The 20,145-nt window shown below is 74.3% G+C and carries 17 protein-coding genes; 4 read left to right on the forward strand and 13 right to left on the reverse strand.

Features of this window, described 5'->3' with window-relative positions; all coding sequences use genetic code 11:
* Window positions 1–27 precede the first annotated feature (27 nt).
* The gene (locus tag OG500_RS19575; protein WP_327067947.1) at window positions 28–1,314 is read right to left on the reverse strand and encodes a benzoate/H(+) symporter BenE family transporter; all 1,287 of its coding nucleotides are present in this window, start codon (window positions 1,312–1,314) and stop codon (window positions 28–30) included.
* A gap of 187 nt (window positions 1,315–1,501) precedes the next feature.
* Here OG500_RS19575 and OG500_RS19580 point away from each other — a divergent pair, with 187 nt between their 5' ends.
* Entirely contained in the window at window positions 1,502–2,953 is a 1,452-nt protein-coding gene (locus OG500_RS19580) for a hypothetical protein (protein WP_327067948.1), read from the forward strand.
* Window positions 2,954–3,017: 64 nt separating this feature from the next.
* Here the strand turns inward: OG500_RS19580 and OG500_RS19585 are convergent, their stop codons facing one another.
* From OG500_RS19585 to pdhA, 3 genes are read right to left on the reverse strand one after another with little or no spacing between them, the layout of a single operon-like run.
* Entirely contained in the window at window positions 3,018–4,424 is a 1,407-nt protein-coding gene (locus OG500_RS19585; protein ID WP_327067949.1) for a dihydrolipoamide acetyltransferase family protein, read from the reverse strand.
* Between the two features lie 16 nt (window positions 4,425–4,440).
* Complete coding sequence (locus tag OG500_RS19590; protein WP_327067950.1) at window positions 4,441–5,412, reverse strand: alpha-ketoacid dehydrogenase subunit beta; 972 nt, start codon at window positions 5,410–5,412, stop codon at window positions 4,441–4,443.
* Window positions 5,413–5,418: 6 nt separating this feature from the next.
* Window positions 5,419–6,564, reverse strand: a complete 1,146-nt coding sequence (gene pdhA, locus OG500_RS19595) for a pyruvate dehydrogenase (acetyl-transferring) E1 component subunit alpha (protein WP_442789184.1) — start codon at window positions 6,562–6,564, stop codon at window positions 5,419–5,421.
* 360 nt (window positions 6,565–6,924) lie between these two features.
* Here pdhA and OG500_RS19600 point away from each other — a divergent pair, with 360 nt between their 5' ends.
* Window positions 6,925–7,587 carry a response regulator transcription factor gene (locus tag OG500_RS19600; RefSeq protein WP_327067952.1) on the forward strand — a complete coding sequence of 221 codons (663 nt, stop codon included), beginning with the start codon at window positions 6,925–6,927 and terminating at the stop codon, window positions 7,585–7,587.
* A 235-nt stretch (window positions 7,588–7,822) separates the two neighbouring features.
* The gene (locus tag OG500_RS19605) at window positions 7,823–8,848 is read left to right on the forward strand and encodes a phosphotransferase (RefSeq protein ID WP_442789350.1); all 1,026 of its coding nucleotides are present in this window, start codon (window positions 7,823–7,825) and stop codon (window positions 8,846–8,848) included.
* A 6-nt stretch (window positions 8,849–8,854) separates the two neighbouring features.
* Here the strand turns inward: OG500_RS19605 and OG500_RS19610 are convergent, their stop codons facing one another.
* From OG500_RS19610 to OG500_RS19645, 8 genes are all read right to left on the reverse strand, one after another.
* On the reverse strand, window positions 8,855–10,777 hold the full coding sequence (locus OG500_RS19610) for a protein kinase domain-containing protein (RefSeq protein WP_327067954.1): 1,923 nt from the start codon (window positions 10,775–10,777) through the stop codon (window positions 8,855–8,857).
* A gap of 139 nt (window positions 10,778–10,916) precedes the next feature.
* Window positions 10,917–12,353 carry a protein kinase domain-containing protein gene (locus tag OG500_RS19615; protein WP_327067955.1) on the reverse strand — a complete coding sequence of 479 codons (1,437 nt, stop codon included), beginning with the start codon at window positions 12,351–12,353 and terminating at the stop codon, window positions 10,917–10,919.
* A gap of 172 nt (window positions 12,354–12,525) precedes the next feature.
* Window positions 12,526–13,044 carry a bacterial proteasome activator family protein gene (locus OG500_RS19620; RefSeq protein WP_327071606.1) on the reverse strand — a complete coding sequence of 173 codons (519 nt, stop codon included), beginning with the start codon at window positions 13,042–13,044 and terminating at the stop codon, window positions 12,526–12,528.
* A gap of 201 nt (window positions 13,045–13,245) precedes the next feature.
* On the reverse strand, window positions 13,246–14,364 hold the full coding sequence (locus OG500_RS19625) for a hypothetical protein (RefSeq protein ID WP_329582051.1): 1,119 nt from the start codon (window positions 14,362–14,364) through the stop codon (window positions 13,246–13,248).
* Window positions 14,365–14,496: 132 nt separating this feature from the next.
* Window positions 14,497–14,991 (reverse strand): N-acetyltransferase, encoded by a 495-nt coding sequence (locus OG500_RS19630; RefSeq protein ID WP_327067957.1) that lies wholly within the window; start codon window positions 14,989–14,991, stop codon window positions 14,497–14,499.
* 61 nt (window positions 14,992–15,052) lie between these two features.
* On the reverse strand, window positions 15,053–15,454 hold the full coding sequence (locus OG500_RS19635) for a hypothetical protein (RefSeq protein ID WP_329582054.1): 402 nt from the start codon (window positions 15,452–15,454) through the stop codon (window positions 15,053–15,055).
* 115 nt (window positions 15,455–15,569) lie between these two features.
* Complete coding sequence (locus OG500_RS19640; protein ID WP_327067959.1) at window positions 15,570–16,475, reverse strand: hypothetical protein; 906 nt, start codon at window positions 16,473–16,475, stop codon at window positions 15,570–15,572.
* A gap of 214 nt (window positions 16,476–16,689) precedes the next feature.
* Window positions 16,690–17,895 (reverse strand): Dyp-type peroxidase, encoded by a 1,206-nt coding sequence (locus tag OG500_RS19645; RefSeq protein ID WP_329582059.1) that lies wholly within the window; start codon window positions 17,893–17,895, stop codon window positions 16,690–16,692.
* 30 nt (window positions 17,896–17,925) lie between these two features.
* Between OG500_RS19645 and OG500_RS19650 the strand changes: the two genes are divergently transcribed.
* Window positions 17,926–19,269, forward strand: coding sequence for a right-handed parallel beta-helix repeat-containing protein (locus OG500_RS19650; protein WP_329582062.1), 1,344 nt, complete (start codon window positions 17,926–17,928; stop codon window positions 19,267–19,269).
* A gap of 28 nt (window positions 19,270–19,297) precedes the next feature.
* On the opposite strand, the gene OG500_RS19655 is transcribed toward OG500_RS19650, so the two are convergent.
* Entirely contained in the window at window positions 19,298–20,122 is an 825-nt protein-coding gene (locus OG500_RS19655; RefSeq protein WP_329582065.1) for a hypothetical protein, read from the reverse strand.
* Window positions 20,123–20,145 lie beyond the last annotated feature (23 nt).

A 20,145-nucleotide genomic window follows, 5' to 3' on the forward strand; every position in this document is an offset into this window, starting at 1 on the left:
CCAGGCCCACCACTGCCACCCGTAGGCTCAGCCCGGCTTGCGCGTCCCCTCGGCTGCGGCCCGGTGACCGTCCGCCGGCCGCTGCCGGTCGGTGCGGGCGCCGAGGATCAGCTGGGTGCCGACCCCGAACAGCAGGCCCCAGAAGGCCGCGCCGACGCCGAACAGCGTCATCCCCGAGGTGGTGGCGAGGAAGGTCACCGCCGCGGCCTCCCTGCCGTTCTCCTCGGCCAGCGCACCCGCCAGACTGCCCTGGAAGGCGCCCAGCAGCGCCACGCCGCCGACCACCGCGACCAGCGCCGCGGGCAGCGCCGAGAAGAGGCTGACCAGCACCCCGCCGAAGCAGCCCACCAGCAGGTAGAGCACCCCGATCGACATGCCGGCCGGGTAGCGGCGGCGCGGCTCGGGGTGGCTCTCGGGGCCGGCGCAGATCGCAGCGGTGATGGCGGCGATGTTGACCCCGGGGCCGCCGAACGGCGCCAGCAGGACCGAGACCACCCCGGTCGCGCCGACCAGCAGCCGGTCGTCGGGCCGGTAGCCGAAGCCGCGCAGCACACCGAGCCCCGGCGCGTTCTGCGAGGTCAGCGCGACCAGGGTGAGCGGCAGCGCCAGACCCACCAGCGCCGCCCCGCCGAACGCGGGCACGGTCAGCACCGGCCGGGTCAGACCGCCGTGGCCCGGTTCGAGCGGCAGGCCCACGGTGCACGCGGCCACCACCGCCCCGACCAGCAGCGCGGCCGGCACCGCGTACCTGGGCAGCAGCCGCTTGGCCGTCAGATAGGCCGCGAGTGCGCCGAGCACCACGGCGGGCGCGGTGTGCAGCGAGCTGAAGATCTCCGTTCCGAAGCTGAACAGGATGCCCGCCAGCATCGCGTTCACCACGCTGCCGGGGATCGCCCGCACCAGCCGCCCGAACAGCCCGGTGACCCCGAGCACCGTCACCGCCACCCCGCTGACCAGGTAGGCGCCGATCGCCTCCCGGTAGGAGTACGCGCCCAGGCTGCTGACCAGCAGCGCGGTCCCCGGCGTCGACCAGGCGGTGATCACCGGCAGCCTGGTCCGCCAGCTGAGCAGCAGCGAGGTCACCCCGCTGCCGATCGATATCGCCCAGATCCACGAGGCGGTGTGCGCCTGGTCCAGGTGCCCGGCCCGCGCCGCCGCCAGCACCACCACCAGCGGCCCGGAGTAGCAGACCACCACGGCGACCAGACCGGCCAGCAGGGCCGAGAAGGAGACGTCGCGGCGCAGCGAGGCGGCGGCTGGTGACGGTCCGGCGAGCGGGTCGACGGGGGCGTCCAGGGTGCGTTGTTCGGCCATCCGAGCAGTATTCAGGAGCGGCCCGGGACAGGCGGAAAAATTCTTCGACGTCACCTGCAACCCCCGGCGGGGATGTGCGTCTATACGGATGAAGGCACGGAGAGCGGGACCGGCGCAGCCGGGGGGACGCGACGCCGGACTCCTTCACCCACACACCGTCAGAACCAGGTCCTTGAAGGAGCGCGCCATGCGCATGCCCGCTTTCTCCCGTATTGCCGCCATTGTCGTCTCGCGTCGCACCCTCGCCACCGGCGTCGCCACCCTCGCCCTGGGCGCCGCGCTGCCGCTGCTCGGCGGCGCGGCCCCGGCCTGGGCCTGCGGTGACGAGCCGACCGGCGCGGCCACGGCGAGCGCTCCCGCCGCGGCTCCGGTGCACTGGTCGGGCAGCTTCATCCCGGAGCTGCCCGACAGCATCACCGCCGGCGGCCCCGCGGCCGAGGTCGGCGTGGAGATCGGCAACTCCACCGGCGCCGCCGCCTCCGTCGCCCCCGTCCTGTCCTTCGACAACACCGCGGCCAGCAGCCACCAGGGCGGCGGGCACCTCCTGCGCCCGCAGGACTTCACGGTCGAGGTGATGGTCAACGGCGCGTGGCGGACGCTGCCGGTGCGGCACAGCTGCGACCCGACCCTCAACGTCGACACCTCCTCCCTCGCGCAGCGGCTGGACGACGGTCACGCCGCCCGCCTCCTCTTCCGGATCAGCCTGTCGGCCGACGCCCCGGCCGACCAGCAGAACATCACGCTGTACACGGGGCCGGACGCCCAGGGCGAGACCTCCTCCCACGTCCTCAAGGTGGTGCGCAACGGCGCGCCCGAGCCCGCCCCGGCCCCCGCGGCCTCCGACAGCCCGGCGCCGGCCAACCCGGCCAAGGGGAACGGCTTCCAGACCGGCTTCTTCATGATGGCCAACGGGCCCCTGACGATCACCCCGGGCGGTGAGCCGCTGGAGATCGGCGTCGAGTCCCTCAAGGAGAGCGGCACGCCCTACCAGGACGTCCGACCGGAGCTGGTGCTGTCCACGGACGACCCGCAGCGCTTCGTGACCCAGCGCGACGTGGTCCTCCAGGTGCACGTCACGGACGGCTGGCAGCCGGTGCCGGTCCACTCGACCGGCCCCTCCACCCTGATCGCCGACCTGTCCGGGATCAAGGGCAGCCCCATGGTCAACGGCCGTGCGGTGCACTTCACCTACCGGCTGGCCCTGAAGCCGGGCGCCGTGCGGAGCACCACGAAGCTGCAGGCCCGGGTCTTTGCCGTGGCGGACGACGGCACGGCCTCGGACAGTGACGTCCGCGACCTCACCGTGCTGCCCGCCGTCACCGCGCCGTCGGCCTCCGCCAAGCCGTCCGCGGCCCCGGCCCGGCAGAACCCCGCGCCGGCCGCCCCGGCCGCCGCCACCAGCGCCGCGCCGAGCGCCACCACCGGCACCGCGCCGACGCAGCCGGCCGCCGCGGCACCGGCCACCACCGCCCCCAGCGCCGAGCCGACCGGCAGCAGCTCCGCCACGGCCACCCCGCGCCTGGCCTACACCGGCGGCGGCAGCTCCGCGCTCCCGCTGGCCGGCGCGGGCGGCGCGCTGGTGCTGCTGGGCGCGGGTGCGCTCGTCGTCACCCGGCGCCGCCGGGCCGACCACCGCTGATCCGAACGCAGTCGGGCCCCGCACCGGTCGACGGTGCGGGGCCCTCAGCTGTGTTGACGGACCGTCAGGCCCAGGTGATCAGCCGCTTGGGGCGCTCAAGGATGGCGGCGACGTCGGCCAGCACCTTGGAGCCCAGCTCACCGTCGACCATCCGGTGGTCGAAGGAGAGCGCCAGCGTGGTGACCTGGCGGGGCACCACCTTGCCCTTGTGGACCCACGGCAGCTCCCGGACCGCGCCGAAGGCCAGGATGGCGGCCTCGCCGGGGTTGAGGATCGGGGTGCCGGTGTCGACGCCGAAGACGCCGACGTTGGTGATGGTGACGGTGCCGCCGGCCATGTCCGCCGGCGACGTCCTGCCCTGGCGGGCGGTGTCGATCAGCGAGCCCAGCTCGGTCGCCAGACCGGACAGGGTGAGCGCACCGGCGTTCTTGATGTTCGGCACGATCAGACCGCGCGGCGTGGCGGCGGCGATGCCGAGGTTGACCTGGCCGCGCAGCACGATCTCCTGGGCGGCCTCGTCCCAGCTGGCGTTGACCTCGGGGTTGCGCCTGATCGCGGTGAGCAGCGCCTTGGCCACCAGCAGCAGCGGGCTGACCCGCACCCCCTGGCCAAGCTCGCCGCTCTCCTTGAGCGTGCGCACCAGCTTCATCGTGCGGGTGACGTCGACCTGGACGAACTCGGTGACGTGCGGCGCGGTGAAGGCGGAGGCGACCATCGCCGCCGCGGTGGCCTTGCGGACACCCTTGATCGGCAGTCGCACATCGGTGCCGGCGGCAGCCACCGGGGCCGCCGGGGCGGCCTCGACCGCGACCGGCGCCGCGGGCTCGGCGACCGGCGCGGGCGCCGCGGCGGCGTGCACGTCCTCGCGGGTGATGATCCCGTCCCGGCCGGTCGGCACCACGGTGCGCAGGTCGATCCCGAGGTCCTTGGCGAGCTTGCGGACCGGCGGCTTGGCCAACGGCCGCTCGCCGGAGACCGACTGCTGCGCCGGGACGACCGGCGCGGCCGCCGGGGCGGCAGCGGGCACCGGCGCCGGGGCGGCCACCGCCGTGGCGGTGACCGTCACGGTCGTGCGCCGGGCCCGGCGCTGGGTGCCGCCGGTGCGCGGGCCGTAGCCGACCAGCACCTCACGGCGGGCCGGCTCGGCGGGCTCGGCCTCGGCCGGCGCCGGGGCGGGCGCGGCCGCCGGGGCAGGGGCGGCGGCGGGCGCCGCACCGGCCACCGCGACCGCGATGATCGAGGTGCCGACGTCGACCGTGGCGCCCTCGGGGAAGTGCAGCGCCTGCACCGTCCCGTTGAACGGGATCGGCAGCTCCACCGCGGCCTTGGCGGTCTCCACCTCGCAGACGATCTGGCCGTCGGTGACGGTGTCGCCGGGCTGCACGTACCACTTGAGGATCTCGGCCTCGGTCAGGCCCTCGCCCACGTCGGGCATCTTGAACTCACGGAGTGAGCCGACATCTGTGGTCATCGTTGTCACTCCGTTCTCAGAACGCCAGGGCGCGGTCGACGGCGTCCAGCACCCGGTCCAGGTCGGGCAGGAACTGCTCCTCGACCCGGGACGGCGGGTACGGCGCGTAGTAGCCGCCGACCCGCAGGATCGGCGCCTCCAGGTGGTAGAAGCACTTCTCGGTGAGCCGGGCGGCCAGCTCGGCGCCCATGCCGAGGAAGACCGGTGCCTCGTGCACCACCACGGCCCGGCCGGTGCGCTGCACCGAGGCCTGCAGGGTGGCGAAGTCGACCGGCGAGAGCGAGCGCAGGTCGACCACCTCCAGGTTGCGCCCGTCCTGCTCGGCGGCTGCCGCCGCCTCCAGGCAGACCTTCACCATCGGGCCGTAGGCCAGCAGCGTCAGGTCGGTGCCGGGGCGCACGACCTTGGCGGCGTGCAGGTCCAGCACGGGCGCGGAGCTGATCTCGGCCTTGTCCCAGTAGCGGGCCTTGGGCTCCAGGAAGATCACCGGGTCGTCGGACTCCACCGACTGCCGCAGCATCCAGTACGCGTCGTCCGGGTTGGACGGGGTGACCACCCGCAGGCCCGCCGTATGCGCGAAGTACGCCTCGTGCGACTCGCTGTGGTGCTCGACCGCGCCGATGCCGCCGGCGTACGGGATCCGGATGGTGACCGGCATCTTGACGTGCCCGAGCGCGCGGGCGTGCATCTTGGCCAGCTGGGTGACGATCTGGTCGAAGGCCGGGTAGACGAAGCCGTCGAACTGGATCTCCACGATCGGGCGGTAGCCGCGCAGCGCCAGGCCGATCGCGGTGCCGACGATGCCGGACTCGGCGAGCGGGGTGTCGATCACCCGGTCCTCGCCGAAGTCCTTCTGCAGGCCGTCGGTGACCCGGAAGACGCCGCCGAGCTTGCCGACGTCCTCACCCATCACCAGGGTCTTCGGGTCGTTCTCCAGGCAGAGGCGAAGGCCCTCGTTGATGGCCTTCGACATGCTGAGCTTGGACATGATCGATTACTCCCCGCCCTCGAACGACTCCGCATACGCGACATACTCGGCCCGCTCCTCGGCCACCAGGGCGTGCGGCTCGGCGTAGACATGGTCGAAGATCAGCGTCGGGTCGGGGTCGGGCATCGAGCGCACGCCCTCGCGCACCCGCAGGCCCAGCGCCTCGCTCTCCGCCTCCACCGACGCGAAGAACTCCTCGTCGGCCAGCTTCTCGTGCTCCAGGTGCGCCTTCAGCCGGGAGATCGGGTCCTTGGCCTTCCAGGCCTCGGTCTCCTCGGTGGCCCGGTAGCGGGTCGGGTCGTCGGAGGTGGTGTGCGCACCCATCCGGTAGGTGAACGCCTCGACCAGCACCGGACCGCTGCCGCTGCGGGCGTGGTCCAGCGCCCAGCGGGTGACCGCCAGGCAGGCCAGCACGTCGTTGCCGTCCACCCGCACGCCGGGGAAGCCGAAGCCGGAGGCGCGGCGGTAGAGCGGGATCCGGGTCTGGGTGGTGGTCGGCTCGGAGATCGCCCACTGGTTGTTCTGGCAGAAGAAGACCACCGGGGAGTTGTAGACCGAGGCGAAGGTGAAGGCCTCGTTGACGTCTCCCTGGCTGGAGGCGCCGTCGCCGAAGTAGGCGATCACCGCGTCGTCCGCGCCGTCCTTGGTGATGCCCATCGCGTAGCCGGTCGCGTGCAGCGTCTGCGAGCCGATCACGATCGTGTACAGGTGGAAGTTCTTCTCGTTCGGGTCCCAGCCGCCGTGGTTCACACCGCGGAACATCCCGAGCAGGTTGAGCGGGTCCACCCCGCGACACCAGGCGACGCCGTGCTCACGGTAGGTGGGGAAGGCGTAGTCGTGCTCGCGCATCGCACGGCCGCTGCCGACCTGCGCCGCCTCCTGGCCGAGCAGCGAGGCCCACAGGCCCAGCTCGCCCTGGCGCTGCAGCGCGGTGGCCTCGGCGTCGAAGCGCCGCACCAGCACCAGGTCGCGGTAGAGGGAGCGCAGCTCCTCGGGGGTGACGGTCAGCGGGTAGTCCGGGTGCTCGACCCGCTCGCCTTCCGGGGTCAGCAGCTGGATGAGCTCGGCCGGGGCGTCCTTCCCCGCGGGGACGTTCTCGGGGACGCCGGGGGCGGCCTTCTTGCGCGCCCTCGCCGTGCTTTTGACGGTCACGTTCACTCCTCGGTCTGTCCGGCCGCCCGGGGTCGCCGGTGACCGGTCCGGTCACCTCCTCGCACAGTGCGCGGGGTGGGCGCACCGAATACGCGGCAGGTGGTGATCCTTTTCCGACGGCGTCCTCACGAGAACGTTACCCAGCGGGCGCTCTTGGCGCGCCTGCGCTAGGACGTCCTACTTGTTCCGACCTGGGTGGGATCGGACCGGGCTCACAGCTCGCGCCGGCGGGTGCCGTCAGGACACCTGCGCACGCTATCCGGGCAGCGCGTTTCGCGTAAGGGGGTTGATCGGACAGATTTGTGTGGCGGCTGGTGCGGGCGATAGGTCTTCTCTGTGGCGTTATGGGAGTATTTGGCGATGAACGAAAACGGGCGAATCAGGGTTTTCCTGCTCGACGACCACGAGGTGGTCCGCCGTGGGGTGCACGAGCTGCTGTCCGGTGAGACGGACATCGAGGTGGTCGGCGAGGCCGGCACCGCGGCCGAGGCGCTGGCCCGGATCCCCGCCGTCGCCCCCGACGTCGCCGTCCTCGACGTCCGCCTGCCGGACGGCAACGGCGTGGAGGTCTGCCGCGAGGTCCGCTCGCAGCAGCCCGCGATCCGCTGCCTGATGCTCACCTCGTTCTCCGACGACGAGGCCCTGTTCGACTCGATCATGGCCGGGGCCTCGGGCTACGTGCTCAAGGCGATCCGCGGCACCGACCTGCTCTCGGCCGTGCGCGACGTGGCCGCCGGCAAGTCGCTGCTCGACCCGGTGGCCACCAGCCGGGTGCTGCAGCGGCTGCGCGAGGGCGGCGAGAAGGAGGACGAGAAGCTCGCCCAACTGACCAGGCAGGAGCGGCGGATCCTGGAGCTGATCGGCGAGGGCATGACGAACCGTCAGATCGGCGGCGAGCTGCACCTGGCGGAGAAGACGGTCAAGAACTACGTCTCCAGCCTGCTGGCCAAAATGGGTATGGCCCGACGCACCCAGGCCGCCGCCTACGTGGCCCGGCTCGGCGCGGACCAGCAGCATCACTAACCGTCCCACCAGCGGTTGGTTAACGCACCGTCAGCGATCATGACCATCGGCACGGTGCTCACAACCGGGCAATTTCCGCCATCGGCGCCTCGCCCGGCCCGCCCGGCTACGATGACGGAGCGTGATTGACCGTCAACTCCTCTCCGCGCCAACCATCCTTACCGGCAAGCCGGTTGACCATGATCCGGACATCCTCGTCCACGCTCCGGACGGTCCGGACGCCGCCGCGCCGCCGGTGGGCACCCTCAGCCCGCCGGTCCCGCACGAGGTGCTGGCCCGGGTGCTGCGCGGCTACGCCGCCGGCCGGCTGCTCGCGGCCGAGCCGGTGGCCGAGGGCCTGCTCAACCGCGGCTACCGGGTCACCACCCACCGCGGGTGCTACTTCCTCAAGTGCTACGTGGACCAGGCCACCGCCACCCGCGCCGCGATCGCGGCCCAGCACCTGGCCACCACCGCACTGGCCGAGCGCGGCCTGCCGGTGCCGGCCCCGCTGGCCGACCGGGACGGCCACACCGTCACCGACCACGAGGGCCGCCACTTCGCGCTCTACCCCTGGGTGGCGGGGCGGCACCGCACCGGGGCCGAGCTGGACCTGTCGCAGTCCGCCGCACTCGGCACGCTCCTCGCCGAACTGCACGGCGCACTCGAGGAGATCTGCGCCCTGGTCACCCAGCCGGCCGAACTGCCCAGCGCCGAGCCCGAGGAGACCGCCGAACTGATCGGGCAGCTGCGCACGCTGGCCGCCGGGCACCGCCCGTACGGCCCGTTCGAGCACCTCGCCGAAGAACGGCTGGCCGAGCGCGCCGAGTTGCTGGCCGCCCACCGCCACCGTCGGCCCGCACCAGCGGAGTTCGGCCGCTGCGGCTGGGTGCACGGCGACTTCCACGGCCTCAACCTGCTGTACCGCGGCGGCCGGGTCGCGGGCGTGCTCGACTGGGACCGGCTGCGGGTGCGCCCGCGCGCCGAGGAGGCGGTGCGGGCCGCCACGCTGATCTTCAACGACCCGGTCACCGGCGAGCTGGACCTGGCCCGGGTGCGCCAGTACGCGCGCGGCTACCGGGCCGCCTGCGGCGCCGACCGCGCGGAGCTGGCGCTGGCCGTGCACCGGGTCTGGTGGGAGCGGCTCAACGACTTCTGGATGCTCCAGTGGCGCTACCAGCGCGCCGACCCGCGCGCCGACCCGCTCTTCCCGGCAGCCGCCGGACAGACGGTCTGGTGGTGCCAGGAGTACGAGCAGGTCCTCGACGCGTTCGTGAACTGACGGGCGTCAGTTCGGGGAGGCCGGCGCGCTCGCGTGCCCGCCGGTGCTGCCGCCGATGACACCCGCCGGCGGCGAGACCGGCGTGCTGCCACTGCCACCGGTACCACCGCCGGTGCCGCCGCCCGTGCCACCGCCGGTACCCCCACCCGTGCCACCACCGGTGCTGCCGGTCGGCTGCCCGGTGCCCGTGCTCCCGCCGGACGGCTGACCGGTGACCGTGCTCCCGCCGGACGGCTGCCCGGTGACCGTGCTGCCCCCGGACGGCTGCCCGGTGACCGTGCTGCCCCCGGACGGCTGCCCGGTGACCGGCGCGCTCGAGCGCGGCGGCCGGTAGCTCGGCTGGTAGCTCGGCTGCGACGGCTCGGTGGGCGGCTGGTACGGCGTGCGGGAGCGGCTCGGGCTCAGGCTCGGCGTGGGGCTCGGGCTGAGCGTGCTCGGCGAGTCGGACGGCGAGTCGGACGGCGAGGCCGCGTTGCTGGGCGCCACCGGGTTCACGACGCTGCCCCCGCCGCCACCGCCACCGCCGCCGGTGGACGCCACCGCGATGCCGACCCCGGCCGCCAGCACCAGCACCACACCGGCCACCCAGGCCAGCGCCTTGCGCCGGCCGCCGGGACGCGGCTGCTCCTCGTAGCCGCCGCCGTAGCCGTCACCACTGCCGCCGTTGCCGCCACCGCCCGCGCCGCCGTACGGCGTGGCCGGGGTCTGGTAGCCGCCCGCCGTGGCGCCGTAGGGCAGCACGGCGGTCTGGTCGGCGGGCCGGCCGGCGCCGGCGGCCCCGAAGACCGCCGTGACGGCGGTCCCCTGGCCCGGCGTGCCGTCGTAGCCCGACTGCCCGAAGCCGCCGAGCTGCGCGGTGGGGTAGCCGCCCGCGCCGTGCATCTCGCGCAGCGCGTGCTGGACGTGGGCGCGGAACTCGTCCGCGCTCTGGAACCGCTCGTCCGGGTTCTTCGCCAGCGAGCGCAGCACCAGCTCGTCCAGCTGCCACGGCACCCGGTTGTTGGCCTGCGAGGGCGGCACCGGCGCGTCCTGGACGTGCTGGTAGACCACCGAGAGCGGGGTGTCGCCGGTGAACGGCGGGCGCAGCGTCAGCAGCTCGTAGAGCATGCAGCCGGCCGCGTACAGGTCGGAGCGGTGGTCCACCGGCTTGCCCAGCGCCTGCTCGGGCGAGAGGTACTGCGGGGTGCCCATCACCATGCCGGTCTGGGTCATGGTGCTGGCCGCGCCGTCGAGCGCGCGGGCGATGCCGAAGTCCATCACCTTGACCGCGCCGGCGGTCGTGATGATCACGTTCGCGGGCTTGATGTCCCGGTGCACGATGCCGTGGCGGTGGCTGTAGTCCAGCGCCTCCAGCACCCCGGCGATGATGATCAGCGCCTGGTCGACCGGCGGCGCCTCCTCGTCCACCAGCAGCTCGCGGACGGTCTTGCCCTCCACCAGCTCCATCACGATGTACGGGGTGGACTCCCCGCCCACCAGCTCCTCGCCGGTGTCGTAGACCGCGACGATCGAGTGGTGGTTGAGCGAGGCCACCGAGTGCGCCTCACGGGTGAACCGCAGCCGGGACACCTCGTCCTGGGCCAGCTCGGGACGGAGCAGCTTGACCGCGACCTGGCGGCCCAGCCGCACGTCCTGGGCGGCCAGCACCTCGGCCATGCCGCCGCGGCCCAGCCGGTGGGTCAGCCGGTAGCGGCCGTCGCCGAGGGTGCCGAGCGCGGCGGCGATGCCGCGGCCCGGGGTGCTCGGACCGCCGTACGGCTGGCTCTGGGGGCGGCCGACCGTGGTCTGCTCGGGGTCGTAGTCGGACGGCTTCTCGTCCGACGCGCCCCGCTCGTAGGGGTAGTCGCGCTCGTGCTCGGGACCGGGACCGGCGCCGGGGGCAGGGGTGAACTCACCCTCGCCGTCGCCCGGCTCGTGCGTCTGTGCCATTACTCCCTCGCCCCGGGCCGACGCTCTGGTCGCGGTCGCCCTTTCGATTCGCTCCCCGAGAACGCTACCGCCAATGGCGCCCGCACCCCGAATGCGTCCGGCTGCCGGAGAGCGGGCAGCCCGGTGCGTGTCCGCGCCGTTACGCCAGGTCCTGCGACGGCCCGGCGGCCCGGTCGAGGTGGCTGACCTGGGCGGGCACCGCCGGCTGGCCACTGGTGTCGGTGCTGCTCTTGGCCACGATCGCGATGATGATGACCATCAGAACGATCACGCCGATGATCACGCCGATCACCACCAGCGCCGTCGAGCAGCCGTTGTTGTTGGCCCGCACCGGCTGCGGCGGCGCGTACGGGACGGCCTGCGGCATCGGCGCGGGCGTGGGCGCCTGCTGCGGGAAGGCCGGCGGCGTCCGGTAGGCCTGCGGCGCCGGGGTCTGGTACGGCTGCTGGTAGGGCTGCGGGGCCGGGGTGCTCGGCCCGGGCCCATAGGCCGGCGGCGGGGTCTGCGGCCCGTACGGGCCGGCCACCGGCTGCGGCTGGTAGGGCTGGTGCACCTGCGGGCCGGGGGTGTTGATGTCCCCGCCGACCGGCGGGAAGTTGGTCAGCGAGCTGGAGGCGTGGGTGGCCCGCGGCCCCTCGCTGATCACCAGCGGGGAGGCGGCCAGCGAGGCGCCGCCGCTCTTCTCCCCGCTCGCCACCCGCTCCACCTCGTCGCGCATGGTCTGCGCGGTGGGGAAGCGGTGCGCGGGGTCCTTGCGCAGCGAACGGGCCACCAGCGCGTCCACCGCCGGGGTCACCGCGCGGTTCAGGCTGGAGGGGGCCGGCGGCTGCTCCTGCACGTGCTTGTAGGCGATGGAGAACGGCGAGTCCCCGTCGAACGGGAGCTGGCCGGTGAGCAGTTCGAAGAGCATGCAGCCGACCGAGTAGAGGTCGGAGCGGGCGTCCACGCTCTTGCCCAGCGCCTGCTCGGGCGAGAGGTACTGCGGGGTGCCGACCACCATGCCGGTCTGGGTCATCGAGGTCACCCCCGACTGCATGGCCCGGGCGATGCCGAAGTCCATCACCTTGACCTCGCCCTTGGTGTTCACCATGACGTTGCCGGGCTTGATGTCGCGGTGCACCAGGCCCTGGTCGTGCGAGGTGTCCAGGGCGGCCAGCACCGCGCTGGTGATCTTCAGCGCCTGGTCGGCGGGCATCGCGCCGTGCTCGGCGATCGCCTGGTTGAGCACGTCGCGCAGCGAGTGGCCCTCGACGTACTCCATGACGATGTAGGGGGTGGTGGCACCGTCCGGTGCCACCTCCTCGCCGGTGTCGTGGACCGCGACGATGTTGGGGTGCTGGAGGCGGGCGACGGCCTGCGCCTCGCGCCGGAAGCGCTCGCGGAAGGACTGCTCCCGGCCCAGCTCGGTGTGCAGCGTCTTCACTGCGACGTTGCGGCCGAGCACGTTGTCGTAGGCCAGGTGGACCGAGGCCATACCGCCCTCGCCCAGCAGCCGCTGCAGGACATACCGCCCGTGGCCCAGCGAGGTGAGCTGCCCCTGCGACTGGTCCACTCCGGTGCTGCCGTCCTCGCTCATGGTCCTCTGCTTCCCCCTCGGCGGGCCTGCGACAGGGGTCAGGGTATCGGCTGCGCCGTCGCGCACCGTCACCGCGCCCAGGTGCACCACCGGGGTGCGCCGACGGTGTCCGAACGGCCCGGGCACGGCCGGTCGCCGCGCCCGGGAACCCGCACGGTCACGGGGCCGGCGGCTACAGGTAGGGGCCCGAGCGCATGCCGCGCCCCTCGCCCGGGTCCTCGAACTCCTGGTCCGGCGGCACGCTGCCCGGCGGCAGCGCGCGGCGCATCTGCTCCAGCTGGGCCCGGGCGGCCATCTGCTGGGCGAAGAGCGCGGTCTGGATCCCGTGGAAGAGCCCCTCCAGCCAGCCGACGAGCTGGGCCTGGGCGATCCGCAGCTCGGCCTCGGTGGGGATGGTGTCCTCGGTGAACGGCAGCGAGAGCCGCTCCAGCTCCTCCACCAGCTCCGGCGCCAGCCCGAGTTCCAGCTCCTTGATCGAGCTGGCGTGGATGTCCTTCAAGCGGGCCCGGCTGGCCTCGTCGAGGGGAGCCGCGCGGACCTCCTCCAGCAGCTGCTTGATCATGCTGCCGATCCGCATCACCTTGGCGGGCTGCTCGACCATCTCGGTCACCGGCAGCTCGCGGTGCTCCCCGTCCTCGCCGGTGCGGCCGAAGACCCGGCCCTGGGCGCCGGGCGCGCCGCCGATCGCCATGCCGTCCGGGCCCACGATCAGTACCTGCTGCAGGTGGTCGTCCGACGGCCCGGTCGGTCCCGTCGATCCCTGGTACGGCTCGTGCTCGGGCCGTTCGTTCGGCTTCGTCATAGCTCTTTCATATGCTCCGGCCGGTGAGGGGGTCAACCGACCTTGGTCCCGGCGGCCGTGGCCCCGCCCCCGGGCCCCGGCCGCCGCCGGTCAGCCGCGGCGCAGCCGCAGCCCCACCATCCCCAGCCCGAGGCCGATCAGCACCAGCCCGGTACCGAGGACGAGCACCAGCGTGGCCGGGTCCCGCAGGGTCACCATGACGGTGGCGACCGTGGCGGCCTGCTGGGCTGGCGTGGTGGCGGCGACGGGAGCCGGGGTGTCCGCGGGCGCCAGCGGGTCCGTCACGGTGCCGGGCGGCGTCGCCGGCACCAGGGCGGGCGCGTCCGGGGCGCCCGGCAGGTCGGCGGGGACATCGGCAGGGGCATCGGCGGAGGCATCGGCAGGGGCGTCGGCGGGGAGATCGGCGGGGGTGCCGGTGGCGGAACCGGCCCCGGCCTCGCTGGGAGCGGCACCCGGGTCGTCGGCCCGGACGTCGCCCGGGTCGTCCTGGGCAGCGCCCGTCGGCGGGTCGGCGGGCGGCGCGGCCGCGGGGAGCACCGCGGCGCCGGTGGGGCGGCAGGTCGCCGCATCGGCGGTGGGGGACGTCGTCCCGGTACCGGTGGTGGGCCCGCCCGGGGACGGGGACGCGGTGGGCCGCGGCGTCGGCCGGGCGCCGGTGCTCGCCGCAGCGGTGGGCGTGGCGGTCCGGGGCGGGCTCGCGGCCGGCCCCCAGGACTGCGCCCTGCTCGGCGACGGGGGCGGCGCCGAGGTGGCCGGCCGGGTCGCGGTCGGCGGCTGCGCGCCGACCGGCCGGGCCTCGCCCGTCGCGCCGTCCGGATCGCCGCGGGTCGGGCTCGCGGCCGGGCTCCGGTCGCCGTCCGGGTCGGGCGCCGCGGCCGTCCCAGCCGCGGCCGGTGCCGACTCGGGTGCCGGTCGCGGCTGCTCGGACGCCAGGCCGGCGGTGACGGCGGCCGGCTGCGCGACCGCGCCGCTGGCCGCCGCCTGCGCGGTGGCCGACGGCAGCACGAGGGAGAGCAGCACCGGCGCCGTCAGCCCCGCGCCTGCGGCGAGCCTGGCGGTGCGCCGCACGGCCCCGCGGCTTCGGCAGAGGGCCGATCGGCAGCGGACGGTACGGGAGAGGAGACCGGAGCGGGTCGCGCGGCAGACCCGGCGGGTGCGTGCGGCGGCGTAACGCGAGAGCGGGGACGACGAGAGCGAGGGCTTGGCCACGGACGACGGTCCTTCCGACGGCCGGTGCCCGGGGGCTCCGGCGGCGGGACAGCTCCGGACCAGCGTCACACAGACCGCCGAGCCGGGCATGTCGGCCGTCCGTGGCACCGCTCCCGCGGGCCGGCGGCAGCCTCAGTCGTGGCCGGGCAGCGCCAGCCAGTCCGCCCAGGAGATGTCGCGCCCCAGGCAGCGCGGCTGCGCGAACGGCCAGTCGGCGCCGATCCAGGACGGGACGAGGGCGTCCAGCGCCGCCTCGATCTCGCCGCCGACCAGCTCGTCCACCACCCACCAGGAGATCTCGGCGTCGGAGCCCGGCTTCTCGGGCGGATCGATGTAGACGCAGCCCAGCAGCGCGGTCTCCGCGGTGTCCAGCAGCGCGTAGTTGAAGGACTGGTGGGCCGCGATCTCGGCCTCGTGCCGGGCCAGGTCGGCCCGGTCCGCCTCGTAGGTCATGGTGGCCGCCGGCCAGCCCCAGGCCGGCCCGTAGACGGACCAGAGGCGCTCGCGCGAACCCATCACCGCCGGGTAGTCGATCTCGGTGTCGGCCGCCTTGATCGGGCGCAGGTGGTAGCCGTCGAGGACGGGCACGTGGACAGGGTGGACGAACTCCGCGGGCAGCCAGGTCATAGCGCCGGACAGTACCCGCGCGCGGGGCCGGGCCCCAGGGGTTTTCCGGCCGCAGGCCGGCTCAGCCGGACACGCAGGCCTTGCCCAGCTCCCCCGCCGCGTCCGTGACCGGCGACAGGTCGGGCTGCCGGTCGTGGGCGAGACCGTCCTGGGCGTTGCGGATCGCCTCGGTCAGCTTGTCGACCGCGCTGTTCAGGTCGGCGTGGGCACCCTTGCCGCCGATCTTCTTCACGTCGTCCTGCAGCTTGTGCAGCGCGTCGGCGGTGTGCCGGCGGCGGCTCGCTTCGGTCAACTGCCCGACGTTGAGGGCGGAGTCCTTCAGGTCCTGGACGTCGCCGGTGACGCTGATGGCCGTCTTGCCGCAGTCGCGCGCGTTGTCGACGTTGTTGCAGCCCGCGATGGCCGGGACAGCGAGGAACAGCGTGGACACGGCCACCGCCGGCCGGTGCAGCCTGATCCGCATGACGACTCTCCCCCTGGACGAGAACCTTGCCCCACTCCCCTGACCCATCAACACCTTTCGCCTGTCGCAAGGCTCCTGACCCTGCGTCGATTCCGTGCGGCCGCCGGGCACGGCGTCAGCGCATCGCCTTCGAACGCCAGTAGCCGAACTGGTCCAGCGGTTCGCCGTCCAGCTGCCACGGCCAGGGCGTCACCGTCTCGCCGATCAGCTCGAAGGTCCGGGTCGCCTCGCGGACCCGGCCGGCCTGGACCAGGGCGTAGGCCAGCAGGTTGAGATCGGCCAGGGCGCCCGCGTGCTGCAGCCGGTCGGGGCCGGTCCAGTCGGTCAGGGCGCGCTCCAGGGCCGCGTTCGCGCGGGCGTGCGACCACTGGCGGCGGGCCAGCAGCGCCTCCACCCCGCCCTTGGCGGTGATGCGCTCGTACTCCTCGACCAGCGAGGTCAGTTCCACCCCCACCGCCGGCGCCGTCGCGGGGATCCCGGAGCGGACCGCGTCCACGAAGTCCAGCTGGTGGCTGCGCGATCCGCACTCCTCCGGCGAGAGGTAGTGCAGCATCTGCAGGTGCGCCTCGCGGTGCCAGGCGTCGCGGGCGGTCACCTCGTGCCAGACCTCGAAGACGTCCCGCGAGTCGGCGCGCAGCAGCCGCAGCATCGCGAGCAGGACCACCCAGGGGGTCGGGTCGTTCGGCTTGGCGGCAGCCGCCCGGTGGCAGTGGTCGGCGGTGGCCCGGGCGTCCTCCATCGTGCCCCGGCGGCGGCCGCGCACCAGCTCGACCCAGGCGTCGAAGACCAGCGCGTCCGCGCTGCGCGGCTGCCGCTGCCGCCAGGAGCGGGCCAGCCCGGAGTGCGCGGCGGCCTCGGCGAGCACGGCGCACCGGTGGGCCCGCCGGTCCCAGTCGGCTCCGGCCTCCTTGAGGACCCGCTCCACCTGGTCGATCTGGATCTCGCTCTGGCCCGGCATCGGGGGCGAGTCCAGCTGTCGGCGCACCTGGCCGAGCTTGACGTCATCGAGTTCCGGCAGCATGCGCGGCCCGGAACTCCGAAATCTTCGAAGGATCGACATTGGCGCAGCCTAGGGCGCGCGCGCAGTCCCAGACAGACCTCGGCCGCAGCTCCGAGGGAATCGTTATTCGCCGGTCGGCGCGGGGTGACCGTACCGCCTCGTACCGCGACCCGGGAGCGCCGCAGCGCCCCCGGACCGGCCCCGAGCGCGGGCCGGCTCCGCCCTCGCGCGGACCTCACGTCCAGAGCTGGTCGCCCAGGCTCCCGCCCGGTGCGGCGCCGGGCAGGACGTAGGCGACGGCCGAGGCCTGGTGCTCCAGGAAGGGGGTGAGGGCGTCGCGGCCGGCCAGCCGGTTCTGGACCCGGCTGAACTGGGCGGGGTCGCGCATGAAGGCGCAGAAGAGCAGGCCGCGGTCGGCCGGGCCGTCGTCGTAGCTGTAGCTGCGGCGGAGCATCCGGGCGCCGCCGTCGAGCCGCGGGCTGGTCAGGCGGACGTGGGCGGTGGCGGGGATGACGTAGGAGCCGTCGGGGTTCTTGGCGTAGATGTCCGGGTCGTCGTGCTCGGCGGTGCCGGTCAGCGGGACGCCGTCGCGGGCACGGCGGCCGATCACCAGGTCGCGCTGGTTCCCGGGCAGGGCCGCGAAGCCGGCGACGTCCATCCGGATCCTGCGGTAGACCAGGACGGTGCCGTTCAGGTGGACCCCGGGCGGGCCCCAGACCCAGCTCTCGTCCGCCGCGGCGTCCGGATTGGCGGTGCCGTCCTTGAAGCCGAACAGGTTGCGCGCAGTGGTGCCCGGGGCCGTGACCGGCAGGAAGCCGGACTGCGTCCAGCGGGGCACGGCGCCGGCGGCGTGTGCGGCCGTGCCCACGAGTTCGGCGACGACGGTCAGGGTCCACCGGTCGGCCGCGCAGAGCTGGACGAGGAGGTCGCCGCCGCCGCGGGCCGGGTCGAGGCGATCACCGGGGAAGGGCGGCAACTCGGCCAGTGCGGCAGGGACGTTGAGGCCGAGCCGGGTGGCGAGAGCCGGACCGACGCCGACCAGCGAGGTGAGCCGGCTCGCGCCGCCGCCCTGCAGCCGTGGGTCCGACGGTGCGTCACCGGCCGTGTCGGACAGGGTGCTTGTCAGCGCGCCGAGCACGGCGCGCAGGGTCTGCCGGTCGGCGGCCGGGGAGGTCTGCGGGAGGTCGAGCGCGAGCAGCTGGGTGGCCGGCTGCGCGGGAGCCGTCACCCCCGCCTGCCGGGCGCCGTGGAACGCGATCGCGGCCTCGGCCGGCAGGGCGCCGGGGCGCCCGGATCTCCGTTCGTCGCGGGCCAGTTCGTCGCCTGCCGCACCGAGCCCGGCGGCGAGCAGGGCTCCGGCGGCGAGCAGCGCCCGGCGTCGTACCGGCCCGGTCGCGGCGGGTGCGGCCGGATCCTGCGCATTTCCCGATTCGGTGGGCATGCGGCTATTGGAGACGATAGAACTCCTGTCATGCAAACCCTGTCTGCGAAGCGTCCGTTGAGCTGTTCGACGGTGCGGGCGGCGGCGCTGCGGTGGCTGCCGGTGCTGGCCGTCTCGGTCGCGCTGACGGCCACCGGGTGCTCCTCGGCGGGGCCGCGGCATCCGGCCGGCACCGTGCTGCGGGTGCCGCAGGACTTCCACACGGTGCAGCAGGCGGTGGACGTCGCTCGCGAGGGCGACACGGTGCTGATCGGCCCCGGTGTGTACCGGGAGAGCGTGCACGTCACCAGGCCCCGCGTGGTGCTGCGCGGAACGGACCGCAACACGGTGGTGTTCGACGGCGGCGTGCGCCTGGTCAACGGCATCACCGTGACCGGTGCCGGCTCGGTGGTGGAGAACGTCACCGTGCACGGCTACCTCGCCAACGGCGTGCTCTTCACCGGCGTCACCGACCAGCAGCTGCAGCAGCGCGGCGCCGGCGGTTCGGCGTACAACCCGCTGGACACCGCCCGCTTCCCGGCGGTCCAGGGCTTCCGGGCGACCCGGGTGACGGCCTACGACAACGGCCTCTACGGCATCTACGCCTTCGACGCACACGGCGGCGTGATCGAGGACTCCTACGCCTCCGGGCAGGCCGACTCCGGCATCTACGTCGGCCAGTGCCGGCCCTGCGACACCCTGGTGCGCGGCAACACCATGGAGCGCAACGCGGTCGGCATCGAACTGACCAACGCCTCGGAGGGCTTGTCGGTGCTGGGCAACCGGGTCGCCGGCAACCGGGTCGGCGTCACCGTCAACTCCAACGACCTGGAGGCCCTGGCCCCGCAGCACGGCGCGGTGATCGCGGGCAACGTGGTCGCCGACAACAACGCCGCCGACACCCCCGAGCAGGCGGACGGCGCCTTCGGCATCGGGATCGGCATCGGCGGCGGCACCGGGAACCGCGTGCAGCGCAACCTGGTCCAGGGCAACCAGGCGGTCGGCGTGGTCGTCACCGACCCGCCGGGGCACCCGGCGAGCGGCAACAGCATCGAGGACAACCACGTCACCGGCAACGGCACGGACCTCGCCCTGGCCGCGGCCGCCCCCGACAACTGCTTCAGCGGCAACCAGCCCGCCACCCAGAGCCCGGACGGCCTGGAGGGCCTCGCCGGCTGCGGCGCCGGCGCGCGGGGCGCGCTGCCCGCCGGGCGGACGACGCCGGTGCAGGCGCCGCCGGGCGTTCCGTTCAGCCAGGTGCCGGCCCCGCCCGCCCAGCCGACCATGCCCGACCCGACGGCCGCGGCGGCCCCGGCCACCGGCCTGCCGGGGGCCGTCGATCCGGACGCCTACCCGCTCCCGACGGACGCCACCGCCGTGCCCGGCGGGCACTGACGGACCGTCAGGCTGGTCGCCTCGACGGTCAGTCGGTGTCCCAGGGCGCCTCGGGGAGCTTCGCACCGGCGTCGTGTCCGGCGAACTCCACGGTGGTGGGGGTCCCCAGGCCCGGCATCCGCATCGTCACCCGCCCCAGGCCGCCGTTGGCGTCGACCCAGTAGGTGAGCGGCGACCGGCCGCCGTCGGACCCCGTCCCGGGCGTGCTGCCCTGGGCGCGCGGCCCGGCGAACCGGTCGTAGCTGCGGCCGTCGATCCGGTCGCGGCCCAGCCAGCGGGCTCCGGACTGGGCGAGCAGCAGCGGGTTGTCGGGCCGGTCCGCACCCAGCCCCATCAGCAACTGGAGCCCGGCGTCCAGCGGATCGGCCGTGTAGGGGCGCGGGGACCAGCCCGAGCGCGGGATGTGCTCGGCCTGCTGCCAGGGCGGCCCGGGGTCGCCCGGCGGGACGGGAGCCAGCCCCAGGCCGTCGTCGTCCCAGACGATCAGGCCGTGGTCGAGCGCTCCGGCTCCGGCTGCGGAGGCTGCGCCGGTCCCGGTGGTCTCGTAGCTGCCAGCCGCCCGGTGGCTGCGGTAGTCCACCACCCCGCTCACGCGGACCACCACCGTGCCGCCCTCGTCGGCGGTGAGGGTCACCGCGACCGGGCTGGCCTGGTAGAGGTTCAGCCGCGACAGCGCCAGCTGGGACGCCTCGTCCATGGTCACCGGGCGCGCGGTGGCCTCCCCGGACAGGGCCCGGTAGCCGACCAGGCCGCCCGCCACGGTGCCGCACACCGCGACCGCGATCAGTGCTCTGAGCCAGTGCCTACGACGCGGCGCAGCCGTCCGCCCGTCGCTCTTCGTCTTGCGCGCCATGCGGTCGCCCTCCCTGGTCGGTT

The organism is Kitasatospora sp. NBC_01250 (genome assembly GCF_036226465.1).
Classification (GTDB): domain Bacteria; phylum Actinomycetota; class Actinomycetes; order Streptomycetales; family Streptomycetaceae; genus Kitasatospora.

Bases quoted from the DNA above. Each gene is read 5' to 3' on its own strand.
- OG500_RS19575 (WP_327067947.1), bottom strand. From the start codon at position 1,314: ATGGCCGAACAACGCACCCTGGACGCCCCCGTCGACCCGCTCGCCGGA.
- OG500_RS19580 (WP_327067948.1), top strand. From the start codon at position 1,502: ATGCGCATGCCCGCTTTCTCCCGTATTGCCGCCATTGTCGTCTCGCGT.
- OG500_RS19585 (WP_327067949.1), bottom strand. From the start codon at position 4,424: ATGACCACAGATGTCGGCTCACTCCGTGAGTTCAAGATGCCCGACGTG.
- OG500_RS19590 (WP_327067950.1), bottom strand. From the start codon at position 5,412: ATGTCCAAGCTCAGCATGTCGAAGGCCATCAACGAGGGCCTTCGCCTC.
- OG500_RS19600 (WP_327067952.1), top strand. From the start codon at position 6,925: ATGAACGAAAACGGGCGAATCAGGGTTTTCCTGCTCGACGACCACGAG.
- OG500_RS19610 (WP_327067954.1), bottom strand. From the start codon at position 10,777: ATGGCACAGACGCACGAGCCGGGCGACGGCGAGGGTGAGTTCACCCCT.
- OG500_RS19615 (WP_327067955.1), bottom strand. From the start codon at position 12,353: ATGAGCGAGGACGGCAGCACCGGAGTGGACCAGTCGCAGGGGCAGCTC.
- OG500_RS19620 (WP_327071606.1), bottom strand. From the start codon at position 13,044: ATGGCGATCGGCGGCGCGCCCGGCGCCCAGGGCCGGGTCTTCGGCCGC.
- OG500_RS19630 (WP_327067957.1), bottom strand. From the start codon at position 14,991: ATGACCTGGCTGCCCGCGGAGTTCGTCCACCCTGTCCACGTGCCCGTC.
- OG500_RS19635 (WP_329582054.1), bottom strand. From the start codon at position 15,454: ATGCGGATCAGGCTGCACCGGCCGGCGGTGGCCGTGTCCACGCTGTTC.
- OG500_RS19640 (WP_327067959.1), bottom strand. From the start codon at position 16,475: ATGCTGCCGGAACTCGATGACGTCAAGCTCGGCCAGGTGCGCCGACAG.
- OG500_RS19645 (WP_329582059.1), bottom strand. From the start codon at position 17,895: ATGCCCACCGAATCGGGAAATGCGCAGGATCCGGCCGCACCCGCCGCG.
- OG500_RS19650 (WP_329582062.1), top strand. From the start codon at position 17,926: ATGCAAACCCTGTCTGCGAAGCGTCCGTTGAGCTGTTCGACGGTGCGG.
- OG500_RS19655 (WP_329582065.1), bottom strand. From the start codon at position 20,122: ATGGCGCGCAAGACGAAGAGCGACGGGCGGACGGCTGCGCCGCGTCGT.